Origin of the sequence: Grimontia celer (assembly GCF_900055185.1) — a bacterium.
Lineage (GTDB): Bacteria > Pseudomonadota > Gammaproteobacteria > Enterobacterales > Vibrionaceae > Enterovibrio > Enterovibrio celer.
The window spans coordinates 1,238,702-1,259,136 of record NZ_FIZX01000002.1 but is presented as its reverse complement, the minus strand read 5'-3'; the positions used below and the strand labels follow the sequence as shown (position 1 = coordinate 1,259,136).

20 protein-coding genes are annotated in these 20,435 nt (G+C 48.2%); 8 read left to right on the top strand and 12 right to left on the bottom strand.

The features are described from left to right. Positions 1 to 138 precede the first annotated feature (138 nt). The 5 genes from GCE9029_RS15985 to GCE9029_RS15965 all read right to left on the bottom strand — a co-directional run bounded on the left by GCE9029_RS15985 (position 139) and on the right by GCE9029_RS15965 (position 3,954). Positions 139 to 576 carry a GNAT family N-acetyltransferase gene (locus tag GCE9029_RS15985; protein WP_062664670.1) on the bottom strand — a complete coding sequence of 146 codons (438 nt, stop codon included), beginning with the start codon at positions 574 to 576 and terminating at the stop codon, positions 139 to 141. A 38-nt stretch (positions 577 to 614) separates the two neighbouring features. Further along, positions 615 to 1,130 carry a GNAT family N-acetyltransferase gene (locus tag GCE9029_RS15980; protein ID WP_062664669.1) on the bottom strand — a complete coding sequence of 172 codons (516 nt, stop codon included), beginning with the start codon at positions 1,128 to 1,130 and terminating at the stop codon, positions 615 to 617. A gap of 400 nt (positions 1,131 to 1,530) precedes the next feature. Continuing rightward, on the bottom strand, positions 1,531 to 1,932 hold the full coding sequence (locus GCE9029_RS15975; protein ID WP_062664667.1) for a phosphate-starvation-inducible protein PsiE: 402 nt from the start codon (positions 1,930 to 1,932) through the stop codon (positions 1,531 to 1,533). 127 nt (positions 1,933 to 2,059) lie between these two features. Further along, complete coding sequence (locus GCE9029_RS15970) at positions 2,060 to 2,974, bottom strand: M14 family metallopeptidase (protein ID WP_062664665.1); 915 nt, start codon at positions 2,972 to 2,974, stop codon at positions 2,060 to 2,062. Positions 2,975 to 3,069: 95 nt separating this feature from the next. After that, a complete protein-coding gene (locus GCE9029_RS15965; RefSeq protein ID WP_062664664.1) occupies positions 3,070 to 3,954 on the bottom strand; it encodes a LysR family transcriptional regulator in 885 nt (294 codons plus the stop codon). A 262-nt stretch (positions 3,955 to 4,216) separates the two neighbouring features. Between GCE9029_RS15965 and GCE9029_RS15960 the strand changes: the two genes are divergently transcribed. After that, positions 4,217 to 4,927, top strand: coding sequence for a cation efflux transmembrane domain-containing protein (locus GCE9029_RS15960; protein WP_062665730.1), 711 nt, complete (start codon positions 4,217 to 4,219; stop codon positions 4,925 to 4,927). Positions 4,928 to 4,960: 33 nt separating this feature from the next. Here GCE9029_RS15960 and GCE9029_RS15955 read toward each other — a convergent pair whose 3' ends face one another. Then, positions 4,961 to 6,379, bottom strand: a complete 1,419-nt coding sequence (locus GCE9029_RS15955) for a sensor histidine kinase (protein ID WP_062664662.1) — start codon at positions 6,377 to 6,379, stop codon at positions 4,961 to 4,963. Beyond that, positions 6,357 to 7,037 (bottom strand): response regulator transcription factor, encoded by a 681-nt coding sequence (locus GCE9029_RS15950; RefSeq protein ID WP_062665728.1) that lies wholly within the window; start codon positions 7,035 to 7,037, stop codon positions 6,357 to 6,359. Before GCE9029_RS15950 ends, GCE9029_RS15955 begins: the two co-directional genes overlap by 23 nt. A 429-nt stretch (positions 7,038 to 7,466) precedes the next feature. Between GCE9029_RS15950 and GCE9029_RS15945 the strand changes: the two genes are divergently transcribed. The 4 genes from GCE9029_RS15945 to GCE9029_RS15930 all read left to right on the top strand — a co-directional run bounded on the left by GCE9029_RS15945 (position 7,467) and on the right by GCE9029_RS15930 (position 9,815). Continuing rightward, complete coding sequence (locus tag GCE9029_RS15945; protein WP_062665726.1) at positions 7,467 to 7,952, top strand: GlcG/HbpS family heme-binding protein; 486 nt, start codon at positions 7,467 to 7,469, stop codon at positions 7,950 to 7,952. Positions 7,953 to 8,142: 190 nt separating this feature from the next. Further along, on the top strand, positions 8,143 to 9,009 hold the full coding sequence (locus GCE9029_RS15940; protein ID WP_062664660.1) for an AraC family transcriptional regulator: 867 nt from the start codon (positions 8,143 to 8,145) through the stop codon (positions 9,007 to 9,009). Further along, positions 9,006 to 9,242, top strand: coding sequence for a hypothetical protein (locus GCE9029_RS15935; protein ID WP_231870123.1), 237 nt, complete (start codon positions 9,006 to 9,008; stop codon positions 9,240 to 9,242). Before GCE9029_RS15940 ends, GCE9029_RS15935 begins: the two co-directional genes overlap by 4 nt. A 111-nt stretch (positions 9,243 to 9,353) precedes the next feature. After that, positions 9,354 to 9,815, top strand: coding sequence for a methyltransferase family protein (locus GCE9029_RS15930; RefSeq protein ID WP_062664658.1), 462 nt, complete (start codon positions 9,354 to 9,356; stop codon positions 9,813 to 9,815). A 4-nt stretch (positions 9,816 to 9,819) separates the two neighbouring features. On the opposite strand, the gene glcF is transcribed toward GCE9029_RS15930, so the two are convergent. The 4 genes from glcF to GCE9029_RS15910 form a co-directional block, all read right to left on the bottom strand. Then, positions 9,820 to 11,043 carry a glycolate oxidase subunit GlcF gene (glcF, locus tag GCE9029_RS15925; protein ID WP_062664656.1) on the bottom strand — a complete coding sequence of 408 codons (1,224 nt, stop codon included), beginning with the start codon at positions 11,041 to 11,043 and terminating at the stop codon, positions 9,820 to 9,822. Then, entirely contained in the window at positions 11,043 to 12,137 is a 1,095-nt protein-coding gene (gene glcE / locus GCE9029_RS15920) for a glycolate oxidase subunit GlcE (RefSeq protein ID WP_062664654.1), read from the bottom strand. The genes glcF and glcE overlap by 1 nt, the downstream gene beginning before the upstream one ends. Next, positions 12,130 to 13,572: an FAD-linked oxidase C-terminal domain-containing protein gene (locus tag GCE9029_RS15915; protein WP_062665722.1), complete on the bottom strand. Its 1,443-nt coding sequence runs from the start codon at positions 13,570 to 13,572 to the stop codon at positions 12,130 to 12,132. The genes glcE and GCE9029_RS15915 overlap by 8 nt, the downstream gene beginning before the upstream one ends. 123 nt (positions 13,573 to 13,695) lie before the next feature. Then, complete coding sequence (locus tag GCE9029_RS15910) at positions 13,696 to 14,598, bottom strand: LysR family transcriptional regulator (RefSeq protein WP_231870122.1); 903 nt, start codon at positions 14,596 to 14,598, stop codon at positions 13,696 to 13,698. An 81-nt stretch (positions 14,599 to 14,679) separates the two neighbouring features. On the opposite strand from GCE9029_RS15910, the gene GCE9029_RS15905 reads away from it, so the two are divergent. From GCE9029_RS15905 to GCE9029_RS15895, 3 genes are all read left to right on the top strand, one after another. Further along, positions 14,680 to 15,276 (top strand): glutathione S-transferase family protein, encoded by a 597-nt coding sequence (locus GCE9029_RS15905; protein ID WP_062664652.1) that lies wholly within the window; start codon positions 14,680 to 14,682, stop codon positions 15,274 to 15,276. Beyond that, a complete protein-coding gene (locus GCE9029_RS15900) occupies positions 15,273 to 15,686 on the top strand; it encodes a VOC family protein (protein WP_306455700.1) in 414 nt (137 codons plus the stop codon). Before GCE9029_RS15905 ends, GCE9029_RS15900 begins: the two co-directional genes overlap by 4 nt. A gap of 63 nt (positions 15,687 to 15,749) precedes the next feature. Beyond that, a complete protein-coding gene (locus tag GCE9029_RS15895) occupies positions 15,750 to 16,910 on the top strand; it encodes an AAA family ATPase (RefSeq protein ID WP_062664648.1) in 1,161 nt (386 codons plus the stop codon). Between the two features lie 429 nt (positions 16,911 to 17,339). Here the strand turns inward: GCE9029_RS15895 and GCE9029_RS15890 are convergent, their stop codons facing one another. Beyond that, a complete protein-coding gene (locus GCE9029_RS15890) occupies positions 17,340 to 20,432 on the bottom strand; it encodes an efflux RND transporter permease subunit (RefSeq protein ID WP_062664646.1) in 3,093 nt (1,030 codons plus the stop codon). Positions 20,433 to 20,435: the final 3 nt, after the last annotated feature.

The window sequence follows — 20,435 nt, the reverse complement described above, 5'->3', positions numbered from 1 at the left end:
ATTTGGTGGATATTTTTGAGGTGGAAGTCAAGTGTATAAAAGAATTATAAGCTTAAATTCAGAAGGCGCTTCAAATTCGAGTTGGTTAGTTTGTGTGGCTAGGTAAATAAAAGGCGCTAATAAAGAATTAAGCACGAATTATGGCTTACATATCATTATGAATTCTTGTTCAAGTTCATCAGCACGAATAAAGCCAAGCTTTGAGTAGAGTTGTTGTGCTGGATTGCTTTTGATAACACTCAATTGGACAGTCGCATTGGTTTCTTTAACAACACCCAACAGGTTTTTAATTATACGTTCCCCAATACCTCTGCCTTGATAGTCAGGGTGAATCTGAATTTGAACCAGTTTCCAAATATTCTCCTCGGGGGAATAAGTCGCTTTCAGCAATCCTATCCGCTTGCCTGAAAACTCGATGATTTGTGCGCAGTCGAACTGGTAGCGAATCCGTGCTTCGTAATTCTCTCTGGACGTTGGCATACCGACTTGTTCGAGGTACTTTCGCATCGTCAAGTCTCTGAGTTCGAAAAGAAAATCCATGTCAGATTCAGTGGCTTTGCGGAGGTTAATTTGCATTACATTTCCTTTTGGCTCAGGGCTTTGCAACGAATTTCTCAAGAGATATCTAGCCGTTTGACCATTTCTAAATCATTCAGTGTGATATTCCCGCTGCGTTCCTTGTTGGATTTCCCTGTCGCTTCAAAACCAAGCTTGTTGTAAAAGTTGATTGCTCGATGGTTTGTATCCAATACCCATAGTGAAACCGACTCAGCTTGAAGATGCTGAAGCCTTTTCTCGCACTCACTATAGAGCGCTTTTCCTACGCCCCGGCCTGTGGCCTGTGGCAATAAATAGATGCTTGTTAATTCGTAGCTATTTGGCGTTGGTGAATCAACATCTTGTCCAAAACTCGCGAAACCAATCAAGCTGTGGTTTTGCTCGGCGACGAGGACATGTGCGAGATTTTTGCTGATGATTTTACGCCATAAGGCTTCACGCTTTTCGAGTGTTTGGGCTTTTATGTAGTCTTCAGGAATGAGTCCTTCATAAGTCTGTATCCATGCGTCAACATGGATTTGGGCAATGTTACTGACATCCTGGAGCGATGCATTCCTTACCAAAACATTCATCAATGATTTTTCTTTTATTTAGCCTTGTTGAGTGGATAGGGGCTGTTGACTTTTGGTGGTTAAATTTTGTTCTAGCCATAAGCGTTTTAGGCGCGGCGAGGTGTGTGCCGCCTAGTTATTCTAAGCAAATACACCTCAACAAAGCATAAAACGCTTAGGGCAGAACCCTTCGGGCAGCGTTTGTGGTGAATTTCTGCTGCGTTATCGGCTTCTCATGTAGGCTAGCTACACATCGAAGCCTCTGCCGTGCATAAAATCCCCACAAACTGCTGCAAAAATCATCACCAAAGGTCAACAGCCCCTAGCGTGGATTAAGAAAAATCAGTTATGCATAGCCACATAAAGGTTTCAATACGGCCTAGTGGCTATGCGAGCGAACTCGATCAGAAAAGGCGTTTTTCTACTCCTCACCACCCGGTACTTTGGGGTAGGGGAATTTGATATGGCCGATTCGGATGACAAACACGGTGATCGCGAGGATAAGACCTGCAATTGTGATGGAGAGGATCCGCCAATCATCCATGTTTTTCATGTCGAGGATAAGGTAACGCGCCAGTGCAACTATCCCGATATAGAGGGGCATGCGGACGGGTACTTTCCCTGATTCGAAGAAGCTATGCACCATGGCAAGCACTTCGAGGTAGATGAACATCAGCAGAAGATCGCCGACTGATACGGTGCGGTTAACGATGACTAAATGGATTTCCTCGCCAATGGCATAGATTGTGGCGATCACAATCAGTACCAGCACGCAGTTTTCCATAAAGTGAATGATTTTAGACGTATTTTTGTTCTTGGGCATTTTCACCACCATCCTTGGGTAAAATGGCAGTGTAGCGAGAAGATTTATAGCTGTGCCGTCTCATTGGCAAGAGCACACCCCTTCAATATTGAAGGAGTGCGATTATGAAGTGCGTTAGAAGTGTCTGTTATTGAACAGAAAGCAGGTAGTTCAATGCGCCGCGAACAGCAGCAACCTGCGCGTCGTTACATTCTTCGTCGGTCACTTTCGGGCTGTCTGGGTACACTTCTGTGGTCGTACCGTATTGGCAATTGGTGAAGCCACTACACAAGCCCAATTTCTTAGTTGGGTAATTAATTACGCCTTCCTGCTCAACCGGTGTTCCAATGATGTTGCCGTTTTCGTCGGCTGGCGCAATGTGAGTGACTTTGCGCACTTCATTAATGATTGCGGTCTGGAATTCAGTGTTGGGCATGTCAGTATCACCAACAGTGTAGAAACCGTCTGGCACCGTATCTGGCTCGTATTCTTTGCCGTCGCGAGCTGCCAGTGCAGGGCGGAATTCAGATTCGTCGGTGTCGGTGGTTTCGTGCAGGTCAATATGGGTGAAGATTTCAACACCCAGGCCTTTTACCCAAGCCATCACATTGGCCGCTTCTTCTGAAGGGCTGTTTTCATAGAATGAGCGGTTAGGGTCGACGGTTTGGGGGTTCCATCGGTTGATGGTTTCGTAACCCCAAGGGCTGACACAAGGAGCTACTACCAGGTTGAAATGCTCTGTGTAGTTTAGCGCTTCTGTATCAAGAAACTTCAGTGCACCATGAACACCGCTGGTTTCGTAACCATGAACGCCACCTGTGATCAGAATGGTTGGTTTGGAAGCATCGAAATTGCGGCTACGAATACCGAACTGCGGGTAACGTGCTGCGTTGTATGAAAGTGCGCCATATTGCTCGACATCAAAACGGTCTTTCAGCGCGTTGATTTTGCTCAGCACTTCTTCCTGATAGCTGCGTTTAATGCTGACGGTGTGCAGCCACTGAGTTCTTTCTTCTTTGCCCCAAGGTTGACCTGGTGTTCCGATCGGGTATGCGTTTGACATGCTTGGTACTGTCCTCCTGTTTAATTGGTTGATATTAGCTGCGATACCTTATCGGGCAACTAAAATCGCGAGTGATTCGCGCGTTTGTTGATTATTTACTCAGCGTCAGCGACAAGGAAGTTTTCCAGTCTATCTGAAAGCCATGCTGTGAGTGCGCCACCACGTGCATCCATGGCGGTGATTTCACCATAAGGTTGCCATTGCATCGCGTTGGAGTGGCGCATGACCTGCAAGGTGCCACTACGAAGATACTTCCTCAACAGCATAGATGGCACATTTGACCAACCTGAACCGTCCAAAACTGCATCGCGGAGGTGCTCGTAAAAAGGCAACGCGATGTAGTGGGGTGAGATTGGATCAAGCGCTTTCAGGCCTTCATCATCCACGTAAGCAAGGGTGATTTCGGTGTAGCGTTCGAGATCTGCACGTTGAATACGTTTCATAGACGCCAGTGGATGATCTTTTCGTACCACAGACATCATGCGGACCTGACCGAGCTTTTTTGAATTGATTCGACCGAACGCGCGGGTTTCAGGCAAGAGGCCAAAGGCGACATCCACCATGTTTTCATCGACCATTTCGTAAAGCTCTGGCGGCGGAGCTACGTAAATTGAAACGCTGGAATCAGGGAATTGCTGCTGGATTTCGCGCATGGTGGAGCGCCAAAAAGATTCAGGCAGAGCGTCGTCACGACCAATGCGAAGTGCAGATTCAATACCGCTTTCGAATTGTCGACATTTGGCCTCGATATCCACGGCGGCTTGCAACATGCGTTCACAATCGTCATGTACCATGCGGCCCACATCTGTGAGTTTCACGCTGTTGCCAGATCTGGAAAGCAATTCCACGCCTAAGCTGTCTTCCAATGCGCTGATCGCTGCACTCACTGTGGTACGGCTTTTATCGAGTTCACGGGCAGCGCCGGCAATCGAGCCTTCTTCTACCGCTGTCAGAAACATTTCTATTTGGCTACTACGCATATCTGCATACCGTTTCATCAATCCTGTGGAAATTGATTCTACGCCTAAATATTTCAGTGAAAAGACCTGGTGACGAAAAAGTTGTCGCTCAGCAACTCTTTGATTTTGTCCAAAGCGGTTATTGTGTTTCCAGAGCGTTAAGGAATACCCAAATTACCTCATATAAACGGCTGTTTTAGGCCAATAAGAACTGCGCTAAATGGTAAGAGGTGGTTTGGTTATTCTCGCTACTGTCAAAATTTTTGTCACTTTGTGGGGATTTATGTCTTGTGAATATACGAAAGAACGTAACTTATTGAAGTTTTCTACCCTTGCTTGTTTAGGTTTTGCGGCGATGGGTATCGGCCTGGGCGTCTGGGCGGGATCTATGGTTATTGTGTTCGACGGCGCTTACTCTCTTGTCAGTCTGGCTCTTTCTCTGATGGCGCTTGCAGCAACCATGTACATTCGTAAGCCTGTGAAGAAATCAGGTAAAAATGAGCAGCCAGTTTCTGCACGCAAGGCCGCAGTGATTGAATCGCTGGTGGTTCTGATTAAAGGTCTTGTGGTGGGTATTGTTTGTCTGGTGTCATTCGCTTCAGCAATGCAGGCCATGTTCGACGGTGGCCGTGAAGTGAACGCAGGTTTCGCGCTGGTGTTTGGTGTGATCAACGTGGTGGGTTGTCTGGCAACCTACATGGCGGTTCGTAAACAATCCGGTAAACGTCCTTCAGCGATTCTGAAAGCAGAATCAAGCCAATGGCTGATGGATACAGTGATCAGTGCTGCCGTGTTGTTGGGTTTCTTGGTGGCCGCCGGTTTGATGATGAGCGGTCTGGAAGAATATGCGGTGTATGCCGACCCAATGATGGTGATTCTGGCTTCGGTTTATTTTGCTACCGTACCAGTGAAAATGATCAGCGAGTCTTCGAAGAAACTGATGGCTATCCATCAGGAGTCAATGAACGAAAAGGGTGAGGGTGTCCTTGCTTGACTCACGAAAGAGTAGTTTGAAGAAAAGAGCAGCTTAGGCTGCTCTTTTTTGTGGAAAGCTGAGCGTGAAAATACTGCCTTTCCCCAATTCTGAGGAAACACTCAGATCTCCCTGAATCGTCGTTGTGATTGCTTTAGCCAATGACAGCCCGAGTCCATAACCTTCAGTCGAACGGCTTTGTTCTGTTCTGAACAGACGTGAGAAAATCAGTGACTGATGTTCCTCTGCGATCCCCATTCCTGTATCACTTACCGTAATACGAGTAGATTCGTCGTCTTTTCCATATGCCAGCACGACGTTTCCTCCTTCCGGCGTGAACTTGATGGCATTGTCGATAAGGTTTACGAGAACCTGAATCAATTTGCTTTCGTCACTCACCAGCTGTTGACCCTGTTTGCATTCAACACTGAGCGTGACTGATTTTTCCTCCGCCGCTTCTTCGTACCACTCAGCCACTTTTTCTAAGGTTCTTTTAACGTCGATGTGGTGAAATGTCGGTAAACTTCTACCTGCGGCTTCATCATTGATTTTCATTAGCGTGGTCAGCATTTGGCTGGCAATTTCTGAGGATTCAAGACAGTCTGCCAATGCCGATTTTAATGCTTCTTCAGTTTCCGTTTTGGGCTTGACACTGATAAGCGTACTTTCTGCGGAGAGTCGAATACGAGAGAGAGGCGTTCTCAGGTCATGTGCTATCGCATGAAGTGTGTTTTCCATACTTTCAATAACCATACTTAGCCGGGTCAGCAGTTTGTTAATGCTTTGGCTCATCGCTGATAACTGACCTGACTGGTTACCGGCTGACACATTAAAGGCAATGTATAAAGTGTCCAGTGAGGCTGTACTGGCTTCATCTAATTGATTAGCCAGGGTGAAAAGCGGCGCGAGGGTTAAGTGGATCAACTTCCAGACAAAACCCGCGCAGATGACGGCCAAGAGAGCGAGCGCCATGCCAATTCTTGTCCATTCACTCAACACCGTTGGGAAATGGACCAATGTTGGCTGCACCATCCAATAGGTTCCTGTGTTTGCCTGCATGGGTAGGGAGATAAATGGCGTGCTGGTGATTTGGGCTATCCAGCTTCGTTCGTTGGCTAAGAACGTGTCCAAGGGCGCGAGCGGTGATTCCAGATTAAAACCACCAATTCTTTTTGCTTCTTGCTGGTTCTCGGGTTGCCAGAAAATGGCGATTTGGTTTTCTTCCAGTCGCTGAGGATTGGAGGTGATGACATGGAGAAATTTATCATCATCATTGAAGGTGATAATTCGCTGATACTCGGCCTGCATCGAACTGAGTAGTTTTACGTCGTTGCGGTGAGAGCCGTAAACTAACATCACTGCAATAGTGATTTGCACCACGACCAAACATAGCGCAAGCACCAGAACAAAACGCATGAACAGATGGCGCTGCGTTTTGGAGAGTGATTGGCTAACACTCTTTTCTGAGGACATAACCGACTCCCCGTATGGTATGTATCAGCGAATGGGAAAATGACTTGTCCACTTTATTTCGCAGTCGGCAAACAAGCACATCTACCACGTTAGTCTGGGGATCAAACTGGTAACCCCACACTTGTTCAAGAATGGCAGTTTTCGACATCACTTTTTCCGGGTTTCTGAGAAAAAGCTCTGCGAGTGCAAATTCCCTTTTATTGAGGGATATACGTTCATCACCCCTGACCAGTTCGCGTCGAATTAAATCAAGGCTGAGTTCATCAAAGCTCAATGATGTGGAGGAGGTGGGTTCTCGGGCTCCCCGGCGCGAAATAGACTGGCATCGCGCCATAAGCTCAGTAAATGCGAAGGGTTTGACGAGATAGTCATCAGCTCCGCATTGCAGTCCAGTTACACGTTCCTGAACCGAGTGTTTAGCACTGAGAATGATCACGGGTACGTGGTGGCCTTGCCCGCGAAGTTGGCGAAGCAATGTCATGCCATCCATTTCAGGCAGCATCAAATCCAAAATCACCACGTCGTAGTGATCTTGAGTGGCGTAGTGAAGACCTTCTACACCCGTTTTTGCCAGCGTGGTTGAGCATCCTTCCTGTTCAAATCCTTGCTGGAGAAACTGCTGTATATGTGCGTCATCTTCGACGATTAATAAATTCAATCCATGACCCCGTTTTTGTCTTTGTTTTAATTTATCAGAGCGTGTCGGTGAATTGGCTTTCATTACAAGTATGTAATGGTTTGGAAAGTTTTGGGTAATTGGGTTCTGGGTACCTTGTTTATACCCAAACAACCTGAAAATGCGTGATTCAGCGAGATTGACTGGCGTTGTGATCGCGGCGTTCCTTTGCTGGTGTAGCCACCTCCATCAAAAAGGAACAACAAAGAGCACGGGGTCAGTCAACTCGCCCGAAGGGAGGGCCTCAATGCGCCCACTTCTTCGTTAAATTCCACGGAAATAGAATGACTATTCCTCGCGAAATTTGCCTCGAATTGAACGCATTGATGACCTCTGAATGCGAGCATCTTCAGGTCGTTTGGGTATATCACATTAGGACGAACAGAAAGGAAAATGCTCATGAAACTATCAATGAAACATTTAGCACTTGTTGTTGGCGCCACCTGTTTTACTTCCTTTGGCACAATGGCAAAAGACATCAGCATTCAGAAATCGGAACTTTCTTCTTCCGTTGCTTTTAACCTTGCAGTGGAAGCGATGAGCCAGTGCAAGAAAGACGGCTACGCGGTGACGGCAACTGTTGTTGATCCTGCAGGAAGAGTGTTAGCTCAGGTTCGTGATAACAATGCAGGAACGCATACATTGGAGAGCTCTCGCCAGAAAGCGTTCACATCCGTCAGCATGAAACGCCCAACTGCGGATCTGATGAAAACTATCAATGACAAACCGATTCTGCAGCCACTTCAATATATGGATGAGAATCTTCTGCTTTTGGCTGGTGGTATTCCGCTGAAAGAGAAAGATATGATCATTGGAGGGATCGGTGTTGGCGGTGCACCTGGCGGTCATCTTGATGTTGCCTGTGCAGAAGCAGCCATTGAGAAACATCTGAAATAGTGCGACAAGAGCAGGGGAGACTCTGCTCTTTCTATTTCCGGCCCTTGATAAAGCCCAGTTTGGATCGAAGCTCAGCAATTTTGGTCATGTTTTATTTTCGGTTTCAGGATAATTTGGTCTGACTGAATTGCCGTGCAAATGGCAGACTCAGAATGACACTGAACATGGACGAAACGGCAAACATAACAAGATGCATCACTTAGCAGAAAAACTGGAAAGAGCACGCGAATTCATTGAACTCAACCTTGATAGCGACATTGATTTAGATGCACTCTCCGGCGTTGCATGCTTATCCAAGTTCCATTTCCACCGTCAGTTTTCCATCCGCTATGGCGTCAATGTTGCCACTTACGTCAGGTTGCTTCGCCTGAAAAAAGCCTCCTATCAGTTGGTCTATCGCCCTGATATCTCTGTGACTGATATTGCTCTCGATTGTAACTACGAAAACAGCGAATCTTTCTCCCGCGCGTTCAGGAAAGTGTTTGGTGTTTCCCCTTCAGCTTTCAGGCAGGATCCAGACTGGGCGTCGTGGGAGACTCACTTTGATGCCATTGTTCGGGTACGGAATGAGGTGTATATGAATGGTGCTGACTTTGATGTAGAGATTGTGGAATTTCAGAGTATCAGCATCGCTACGATGGAACACCGTGAGCGTCCCAACCAATTAGGAGGAACGGTGGGGGAGCTGATTGAATGGCGACGCGCCAATCAGTTACCACCATCCAAGTATCGCACGTTCAACTTAATATACGATGATCCGGATGAAGTGGTTGATCCGTCTTTTCGGTTCGACATTGGTTGTGAGTTTCGCGGTAATACGGATTTATCTGACCCGCGCATCAAAGTGAAAACTATTGAAGGCGGCCGATGCGCAAAGCTTCGGTTTATTGGCAGCACTGATGCCATCGGTGTTGCTGTTCGTTACCTTTATTCCCCGTGGCTGGAAAAGTCCGGTGAGAAGCTGCGTGATTTTCCAGTGTTCTTTGAGCGGGTCAACTTGTTCCCAGAAGTGCCCGAGCGCGAAATGATCACTGATATCTACCTGCCAATACTATGAATGTGATGGGGGTGGAGAAGCTTCTGTGTTGCGCCCGTCTGGGTGTGGCGAGTTTTATCAAAACCTATCTTGCCGCATTGCTTGTTGTCACGGTAAAAGGAGAGATGTTCGTATTGTCATTGCGGATATGGTCTAAAGAGCCGTTGACGTTCTGGGGAAACGGACTTTGGCAGGTGAACTTCATTCTGGCGCTTTTCTTCACTCTTTTTTATTATGTGAATCCAAACACTTGAGTTACCTCGCGTCAGCAGATTTATTTCAGCAGGTTAATGTCTGGTAGGAGCGCGATGGGCGACACAAAGCGTTAGTATGAGCTGATGAAATTAGCCCACGGATAAGATGTCATGAATAGCCTTAAACTCAAAATCCCCCCTGTCATTGTTGTCGCACTGGTACTCGCATTAATGAAGGTCATTTCCCTGTTTACCCCTGCCAGCGAGTGGCTAGTTTCCCTTCCTTCTGGTTTGCCGTTGTTATTTGTCGCTATTGGTGCGTTTGTCGCTGTGAGCGGTGTGGTCGAGTTTCGTCGCCATAAAACGACGGTGAACCCGATGCTGACGACTGAAGCGACCGCCCTTGTTTCTGGCGGTATTTACAAGATTACCCGAAACCCTATGTATCTTGGTATGTTGCTGGCGTTAGTTGGGGGCATTTTTTATTGGGCGAATCTGTTCACTGCGTTGGGCTGTCTTGCGTTTGTGTTATACATGAACCGTTTTCAGATAGAGCCGGAAGAGGAATACCTGACGGGTCAATTCCCGGATGCTTTTACTGAATACATGACCAAGGTAAGACGCTGGATTTAGGCGCTTATCCTTCCAATCGTTCCGCAATCAACTCAATCCAATGTTTCACTGGCACTTGGGCTTTCGAGCCTAAGTGCAATTGACAACCAATATTGGCTGTCACAATCCCTTCAGGACTCCCTTCACTGAGCGCTTCGACTTTGCGCTTTAACAATTGCTGACTGAGCTCTGGTTGGAACAGGGAGTATGTGCCAGCCGAACCACAACAAAGGTGATCTTCTGACGTACTGGCTTGGACGACATTCAGGCGCTTCAACACTTCGTAATACACTTCTTTGTTTTTCATGCCGTGCTGGAGGGTGCAGGGGCAGTGAACGGCAATTTGCTCATCGCTGGGTTTGAGAGGCAACTGACTGAGATCTTCCGCAAGCAGGATTTCACTAAGATCTTTGGCTATTTCTGCGATGGCTAAAGCCCGTTCGCGATAGTAGGGGGACTCGACTAAAAGCTTTGGATATTCTTTGATGGTGACACCACAACCTGACGCAGACATCACAATGGCTTCCGCGCCGTGTTCGAGATAACGCCACCATGCATCGATGTTTCGCTTGGCTTGTTGAACAGCGCGTTCATGCTCGGAAAGGTGGAGATTGATTGCACCACAGCAGCCTTCTTGATTCACCTCAACGAGCTCAATCCCTAAATGACTTAACACCGCTTTGGCAGCTTTGACAGTATTGGGCGTAGCGGTTTGCTGCACACAGCCTCTGAATGCAATCATGGTGCGCGTGTTTTGGTTTTTCTGTGGGTAGGATTTTGACCTTTGCTCTGGCGGAATCTGCTCACGGAAGGTGTCTGGCATCAGAAACGTAAATTGTCGTGCCAGCCTGAACATCACCTTGTTCCATGAAGCATTGGGTAGGATTCGTGTGACGCCGTAACGCAGTATTCTGTCAGGTAATGAGCGCGGTACATGTTTCTCGATGTGTTGCCTGCCAATATCCAAAAGCTGGCTGTATTCAACACCTGATGGACAAGTCGTTTCGCAGCTTCGACAAGTCAGACAGCGGTCGAGATGTTTACGGGTTTTCTCGGTCGCTTCACCGTTTTCCAGCATTTGTTTAATCAGGTAAATCCGCCCGCGAGGCCCATCCCGTTCATCGCTGAGTTCTTGGTAGGTTGGGCAGGTGGCATTGCAGAACCCACAGTGAACACATCGGCGCAGGATTTCTTCGGCCTTTTTGCCATCCAGCGTGCTCAAAAATTCATCTTTCAATGATGTTTTCATTAGCTATTGCCTCCCTGAGTCTCATCTCGTCCTAACCAGGAATACATGCGCCCGGAATTAAAAAGACAGTGTGGGTCAAAAGCCGTTTTGAGGTTCTGGTGAATGCATTTGGCCGCAGCTGGCTGTGGATGAAAACACTCTTCGATGCGGTCAATGGGTCGATAGCAAGTCGCGTGTCCTCCTTGCAAGGCAGCAAGATTGGCGAGGGTGGAGAGTGGTTGGTCCGAATAGACCCACCTAATGCCACCTGCCCAGTCGATCAAGGTCTCTTCACCCAAGCTTTCAAAATGTGGAGCTGCTGGAGATACAGAGAGGCGATAGAGGGGTTGTGCGGTGTTAGCAAAAAACGGATGGCGGAAGTTCCTTATTGATCGCCAGAATAAATCCTGATTCTCCAAACGTTCTCCACCCAATGTATCTTCACTGTTTTTGACTGCAGACTGACTACCAGATAGCCGAACAAACAATTGGCCTGAACACCAAGCGCATGCAGAGATAGGGTGGGCGGAAACAGAGAGATGACGCATTTCTTTTATGGCATCTGACGCATCTAACTCAAACACTAACGTAGCCGTGCTTTCTGACTTTGGACGAACACGAAGACTGACTTCTGTGATGATGCCAAAAGCCCCAAAGGCGCCGGACTGAAGTCTGGAAACATCGTAACCTGCGACGTTTTTCATCACTTGGCCACCGAATTGAAGAAGCTCGCCATATCCATTGATGAGCTTTACTCCCAATATTGCATCGCGTAGCGAACCCCAAAATGGGCGTGATGCGCCGCTGATGCCCGCAGCAACAGAACCTCCCAGCGTGGCTTTCCCGTTGAAGGCAGGTGGTTCGCCGACCAGAGTCTGGTTGTTATTCGCCAGCAGTGCTTGAATTTCAGCGATGGTCGTACCCGCACGGGCAGTGATTACCAGCTCAGTCGGGCGATAAGAAATAATGCCGGTATGCCCTTTTAGGGAAACTGCCTGACCGACAGGTTGGCGGCCGATGAAGTGTTTGGTATTGCCACCAATCAAATTCAGGGCCGATTTATCAGCAATGGCATCGTGGACTTGTTCGATCAAGTTGGAGGTGATATCAGCCATTTGAGCTCCCCTCCGTTTTGTGAGAGTGGATAAGCGTTTTGTGTTCCTGACAATGCTTCGGCTCGGGAATCCCTTTTCCGGGATTGAGCAATCCTTCCGAGTCCCAGGCTGATTTTACGCGATGGAACTGCGCCAGTTCAGCATCATTGAATTGGTGGTGCATCTGGTTGATTTTTTCGACGCCCACACCATGCTCACCAGTAATGCACCCTCCTGCCTCGACGCAGATTTTGAGAATTTCCGCGCCGAACTCTTCGGTCTTTTCCAGTTCACCTTGTACGTTTGCATCAAACAAAATAAGAGGGTGAAGGTTACCGTCTCCTGCATGGAAAACGTTAGCAACACGCAGGCCGTAGAATCTTGAAAGCTGGTGAATTTGATTGAGTACGATGGCAAGTTCACTTCTTGGAATGGTGCCATCCATACAGTAATAATCCGGTGATATTCGTCCGACGGCGGGGAAAGCAGATTTGCGACCTTTCCACATTCTCGCCCGTTCATCTTCGCTTTCCGAAACCTTGAGAGTTGTTGCACCTGCCTGCTGCAATATTTGCTGAGTTTGTAAAAGCTGATGATTAACATCTTGTTCACTGCCATCAAGCTCACAAAGCAGCAGGGCATCAGCCTCTTTAGGATAACCCGCTTTGGCAAAGTCCTCCGCGGCAGCAATGGCATAGGCATCCATCATTTCGAGGCCAGCGGGAATGATGCCGTTGGCGATGATATCGTTCACTGCATTTGCTGCGTTCTCTACGGAATCAAATCCGGCAAGAATCACTCGCGCCACTTCCGGAATAGGAAGCAAGCGAACAGTGATTTCAGTGATGATGCCCAGCATGCCTTCTGAGCCAGTCATCAATGCCAGAAGGTCAAACCCCGGCAAATCATAAGCTGCTCCGCCTAAGATCAATTTCTCTCCTTCGGCGGTGACGACCACGGCTGACACGACATTATGGACAGTGAGACCATATTTCAGGCAATGCACACCGCCTGCGTTTTCAGCGACGTTACCGCCAATTGAGCAAGCGATCTGGGAAGAAGGATCAGGCGCGTAATACAAGCCTTCACGACTCGCTTGTTCTGTGATCGCGAGATTGCGGACACCGGGTTGAACCACAGCTAGCGCGGTCTCTTTGTCGATATCCAATATACGGTTGAGTCTGGCAAGGGAAAGGAGTAAGCCATTATTTAACGGCAAAGCGCCGGCAGAAAGGCCTGTTCCTGCTCCCCGGGCAACGACGCTTATGTTTTTCTGATGACAAAGTGACATGACTGCCGTGACTTCTTCTGTCGATGCAGGAAGCACGACACACGCTGGCATTTCGGTGTAGACCGAGAGGCCATCACATTCATAGGGACGCATGGTTTCTTCATCAGCAATCACATGTTCGTTGCCGACAATATCTTCGAGCGCTTTGAGTATTTCCCTTTTCATGTTTTCCATCCCTGAAAACAATCCATGTCTGTTAACAATAGGTGAGGACTTGTCTCAACCTCCTATCCATTGAGCCTAGTGTGAGGGCCGCCGTCCAGTTTGAACAAAGAATGAGAGGGCAATTCACTTTTGCCAGGAAATATCGGTGGGAGGTAAAGGCAAAGCTTGATTGTCAGACCAATGACTTTTGAGGTGATTAGTAAATGCTTTTACCAGACCGTTGTTGATTTGAGAGCGGTGATAAACCAACCACAAGTCCCAATTGGGTAGCGTTTGTTCTACTTCAATGGTTTCAAGGTAGGGATCGTTTTCCACCACAAAATCCGGCAATAAGCCAATACCTGTCCCTGTGCGAATCAACTCTGCGGCGCTCATATAGCTGTCGACTTTGATTTGGCTTTGACTCTCTGATTTTTGCTCGCCCAGCCAGCGTTCAGCAGGAAGGTGGGAAAAAGCATCATTCAGGCAAATCCAGTTTGCATGAGGAGGAGAGCTAGCCCCTGCACATTTCGCCAACTGAAACTGAAAATGGCTGAGTTTGACGCCAACAAGAGACTCATCGGGGGAGGTCGTTGCACGAATGGCAAGATCTGTGCTGGCAAGTCGTAAATCTGCATTCATGGCGCTGACTTTAATATCGAACTGAATGCCAGGGTTGGAGACGGAAAGGTCTCCTACAATTCGTGACAGGCTTTGTAACGCGATATCGCAGCAACTGAGTGATAGGACGCCAGCGAGGTCGTCTTTCTTTTGCTTAATCCAAAACATGATGTCATTGGCGCGATCGTCCATTTCCCTGACAAAACCACCAAGTTGCTCGCCATCTTTGGTGAATGCGATGCCATTTGAGCGTCGGCGGATTAATGGGACCCCGACAATATCCTCAAGACGCGAAATTCTCCTACACACTGTGGAATGACTGATACTTAGGCGTCGGGATGCTCCCGATAATGATCCCTCACAGACGACGGCGTTATAAATCTTTAGGTCATTCCATAATGGGTCCGCATTCTTGCAATCCTGCATTGCACTAACCTCCATGTTCGAAGGCATATTTTCGACTTACAGTGATGAAACCTCAATCATCCATTGGAAGGAGCTTTGGATATGAAACTCTATGATCTTGAACTTTCCGGCAACTGCTACAAAGTACGTTTGTTTTGCGCTTTAAATGATATTCCATTATCTATCTACGCCGTTGATTACATGGCAGGTGAACACAAAACGGATGCGTTTTGGGAGATAAACCCTTTAGGGCAAATTCCAGTGCTGAACGACGATGGTTTTATCGTCCGTGATTCTCAGGCAATTCTTATTTATCTCGCGCAAAAATATCAGCTTTTATCGTGGTGGCCTCAGAATGCCAAAAGTCAGGGAGATGTGATGCAGTGGTTATCATATGCTGCCAACGAAATCGCAAGGGGTCCAAATGATGCCAGATTGCATGACCTTTTTGGCATTAATTTGGAAGTGGACAGCGCGAGAATTAAGGCGCTTCAGTGTGCTGAGATATTAGATGATCATCTATCAGATAAAGATTGGCTGGTGGGTGACTCGCCGACCATTGCAGATATCGCATGCTTTCCTTATATAGCTTTGATGCATCAAGGGGGCGTGAGTGGAGAGCAATTTGAGCACGTAAACCGTTGGATGAATGCTATCAAAGGGCTCGATCGCTTTATCAGCATGCCAGGCATTGAATGATGACGGCGGAGCTGAAAATCAGGGCTTTAGAACATGTAGGGATTCGGGTTTGTAATGCTCAAAGATCGATGTCTTTTTACAAAATGCTTGGGTTTACCAAAGTGTTGATGTTGCCTGAGCACAACGCTTGTGAGATGAAAAACAGCGAGGGTCAGCGTATTAATCTGATATTCAGTGGCGATACCTCATTGCTGCATGGGCATAATGTTTTGCAGGATGCGGACACGAAGTTTCCAGGCATTACCCATATTGCTTATGTGATTGACTCAATGTCTGCGTTTCTCTCTTTCTGCAAGCGAAGAGATATCAAGGTGACGGAAGGGCCGATACGTATTGGGGAAAGACGTGTGGCCTGCTTTATCCGCGACCCTGATGGCACTGTGCTTGAGTTTAATGAGCTGGAAAAATGAAGAGTGACAGGCGATTGATAACATTGATATGTTACGTCGTCTGGACACTATTCAGGACCCATCATGCTTACCACGCTTTCCATTGCTAACTACCGTTCCATTCAGTCTCTCACTATCCCCCTTGGGCCGTTAAATCTGATTACCGGGCCCAACGGTAGTGGCAAATCGAACTTGTACAAGGCGCTTCGGTTGCTGGCTAAAACCGCATCCGGCGGAGTGATTAATTCACTTGCTGAGGAAGGTGGACTGCAATCCACTTTTTGGGCGGGGCCGGAAGAGATATCTGAGGCGATGCGTCGTGGTGATGTGGAAGTGCAGGGAGGCCCCCGTAAGGATGTAGTCAGGCTGAAGCTGGGCTTTGCCAGCGAGACCTTTGGTTACACGATTTCACTGGGCCTGCCTGAGCCGCAGCAAAGCGCATTCTGTTTTGATCCCGAAATCAAGCGTGAGTGCATTTTTAATGGGCCTTATTACCGTCCTGCGAGCTGTTTAGTGGAGCGTAAAGGGAGTATGGTCAGAATCCGTAGTGGTCGCAGTTGGGAGGTCGCCTCTCAGCATGTGCCCAGTTATGACAGCATGTTTGATGCACATTCAGACCCAAGTTCTGCTGCCGAAGTTTTTCACACGCGAGAGATGATTCGAAGCTGGCGCTTTTACGATCATTTCCGCACGGATGCAGACGCACCTGCCAGAAAACCGCAGTTGGGAACAAGAACCACCGTTTTGCATCATGACGGAAGAGACGTTGCAGCCGCGCTTCAAACTATCATCGAAATCGGTGACAAGGAGGCGTTGGATCGCGCTATTGAAGATGCATTTCCGGGTTGTAAGCTGCGTGTCGTGACTAAAGATGATGGTCGTTTCTCGCTTGAGTTTTACCAAAAAGGTTTGTTGCGCCCATTGAGTGGCGCTGAACTTTCAGACGGCACATTGCGTTTCGTGCTTTGGGTAGCAGCTTTGCTTACGCCACGTCCGCCTGCTCTTATGGTACTGAACGAACCAGAAACCAGCCTTCACCCCGATCTTTTACCCGCATTAGCGCGTTTAATCACTCATGCTTCGCAGCATTCTCAGGTCTGGGTGATTTCCCATGCCAACCGATTGATTAACGCACTGAATCAGCATTCTGATTGCCATGCTATTGAATTGGAGAAAGTTCTCGGTCAAACGGAAGTGCAAGGTCAAGGGATGCTGGATACGCCGAACTGGTACTGGCCTGACTAATAGTCATTAGGAGTCTGTTTGCGTATGTTGTCTGCTATAAAAGCGTGATGAATCGCAAAAATAATTTAAGAAAATATTCCTTAAATTTCATATAGAACAGGCTTTCTTCAAACTTTTTGCCCAAAAAGGTATGCAGTGCTGTATGTCTTGTTAAAACTTTGTGTCTATAATTAACGGGCTTTGCTGCTGTTGGCTTGGCGGAGTACAGGAAGCGTTGGAGAGTCGCCTTCTGTTAAAGCCGTACTATTAGAAAAGGAATGTGATAATGCGGATTCCGTTCATCATTAAGATCATGTTTCCAATTTTGCTGCTGATGGGCTTGATGGCTAGCCCTGTTCTTTCTGCGTTTTAGCTTTTGCGGATACGATTTAACCATTGAAGAAAAACAGCCACCGAAAGGTGGCTGTTTTTTTATGCCTGTTATTGGACTTATGCTTCTGCCGCTTCCAAAGAATTTGGCTTATCCAAAGGACTAAACGCAACAGCAACCCTGAATGCTGCGGGCACGAAGTAGAAAGACAGCAGTGTGGTTAGTAGGGTACCGCCAGCAATGGCAATCGCAAACGGAGGCCAGAATCCACCACCCGCCAGAATCAATGGCAGGAAGCCGCCAATCGTCGTAATGGTCGTTGAAGTAATATGTCGGCCACAACTGCTAACCGCTTCAACAATGGCCTCTTTGTCTCCCGCTTTAGCTTCAGGGCTGGATTTAAGCTCCGCCAGAATGACAATCGAGGCGTTGATAGCTAGACCCACCAAACCCAGAAGACCGATGATCACGGTAAAGCCGAAAGGATAGCCAAACACCCAAACAGAGAGCAGACCTAAACCGGCGGCTTGGATGCCGACAAGAAAGATGATGGCGCTTAAACGGAATGAGTTGAATGAAACCACGACGACCGCGATCAGTAGGGTGATAACGATGGTCAAGTTAGCGAGAAGTTGGTTCACTGAATCATTACGCTCAGCAGACTCACCACCAAACTCGATGCGATAACCTGGTGGTAAACGTAAGTCTGCTTGTTCCAATTTGGCATTAAAAGCATTCAGCGCGGTTTGTGGGAGTACGCCAGCTGTGATGTAGCCTTCAATCACGTTGACACGCTCTCCATCTCGATGCGGAATGGCTCCTCGGCTAGGCTCGATTTGTAGGTCTGCAATGGCTGAGATAGGAAGATCAGCCTGACCTTCACTTCCTGCCAGTGGCAGTCTCAGCTTGTTCAGCTCGTTAATACTGGTTCGCGAATCATCAGACACTCGTACTCTAACCGGAACCGATTCTGTTTCTTCCACTACGCTTCCCTGAACAATACCCGACATAGAGGCATTGAGCAGCATGGCGATATCACTGAGTGACATGCCAGTTAGCTGACTGGCTTCTTCATTAACCTTGACGGCTATTTTCGGTGTGCCTGGCTGCAGCGTTTCGCGGGTATTGATGACATCCGGTGTTGACGCCATCAACAGGCGAATGCCTTCGCTGATATCGCGCAAGCGATCGAGATTAGGACCATAAACGCGCACTTCCAGCGGTGCGTTAAACGGAGGACCTTGCTCCAGTTTTCTCACCAGGATTTGCGCATGAGGAAATTGCTCAGAAAGCTGCCCTTGCAGCAGTGGAATCATTTCATTGGCCGCACGGAAGTCTTCGGCTTTGACCATGGCCTGTGCAAAGTTAGGTGCGCCACGTTGGCGTCCCATCATGTTGTAATAGAAGGAAGGGAAGTTCTCGCCAATCACCCAGCCGACTTGCTCAACTCCCTCTGTTTCTTCCAGTACCGCTTCAATGTGACGGGTCGTCTCCAACGTAGCGTGAATACTCGCCTGCGGCGACAGGAACACCTGCACCTCAAACATGTCCCGATCTGATGGTGGAAAGAACTGTTCGGTCAATTGCCCGGCAGCCCAGAATCCAGAGAAGGGCACCATAAACACAATAGGAATGGCGAGCCATGGGAACCGGATGGCAGCACGGATAGAAGCGCGGAAAGCCCCACTTAACCATGGAATGGTCAAACCCGATTGATACCAGCGCTGGTGACTTTCTCCTGATGGTAACCAGCGTGCAGCAAAACCTGAAACCAGAAAATGAGAGACGATATATGAGCCAATTAGCGAGAAGCTTACTGTGATTGCGATGGCTCCAACGAACTCGCCCGCAGGCCCCGGCATCAGGAATATTGGCGCAAAGGCAAGGATTGTCGTTAGGGTTGAACCCAGCAGTGGAAGCCACAAATGTTTGATGGCATTGACTGCCGCTTCCAAACGTTTAACACCTTGCTGGCGATAATGCTGGATGGTATCCACCATCACAATGGCATTATCCACCATGATACCGAGCGAAACGATTAGACCCGTCACTGACATCTGGTTGATTGGTAAACCGGTAAAACTCATCAAAGCCAAGGTAAATGCTGAAGCAATAGGCAGAGATAGGGCAACCAGAATGGCAGAGCGGAAACCGAGTGTGACGAACAGAACGATCAGTACCAGTCCGAAGCCGAGTAGCAGGCTGTCGACCAACTCTGAAAGGCGGGTTTCCGTATATCTTGCCTGTTTGAAAATGGGTTCAATGCTGATATTTGATGGCAGGTCAGCACGAAACGCTTCAATCAGTGCATCGGCAGATGTCGTCCAGTTATCCACTCGGATAGTGTCTTGCATACGGGCAGAAACTAGCACTGCCGGTTTGCCGTCAATCAATGCGATTTGGCTTTGTGGCATAGCCTGAGCCCGCTCAACAGACGCCACGTCTTCTAACCGTACAAGGAAGCCATTTTCGTCAATAGCCACTGGCACACGTTTTACGCGGTCAACGGAATCCAGTTCTCCGGCTACTTCAAGTTGGAACCGGTTGAGATCGTTATGAAGCTCTCCCGCTGCGTTTTTTGCGTCTGCGGCAGAAATTGAGTTTGAGATAGAAAGCGCGGATTGGCCCAAGACACTCGCAGTCGCAATATCCAATGTGACCAGTATTTCTTCGTCTGGCGCACCATGGGTTTCAACAAACTCCGTGCCACCCAAGTTTCGCCAACGTTTCGCGAGTTCCTTGGCATATCGGCCAAGTATTAGTGGGTCGACCTGACTTTCGTCATTCCATTGCAGGGCGGTGATATAGGTGAAAGCGTTGGAATGGTCGTTGTCGAAGGCAGGGTCTAGTGCGCCAGAAGGAAGGCTTGGTGAAGCGTCCCCCAGCTTGTCGCGAACTTTTGACCAAACTGGCTCGGTCTCTGTCAGCTCGTCATGAAGCTCTATGGTAATGACGGAAATTCCCGGACGGGATTGGGATTCAATCAGTTTGATCTCATCAAGTGATCGAAGCTCATTCTCCAGCTCTTCTGTTACTAGGGCTTCAACACGTTCAGCACTGGCGCCCGGGTAAGGCGTGGTGATGGTTGCCCAGCGGTTGGTCAGGGCTGGGTCTTCAGCACGGGGTAGTGTAGAGAGTGCCGAAAGCCCGGACACCAACAGCAAAACGGTAAACAGCACCAACAAGCGGGTGTTTTTCAGTAACTTTCTCATACT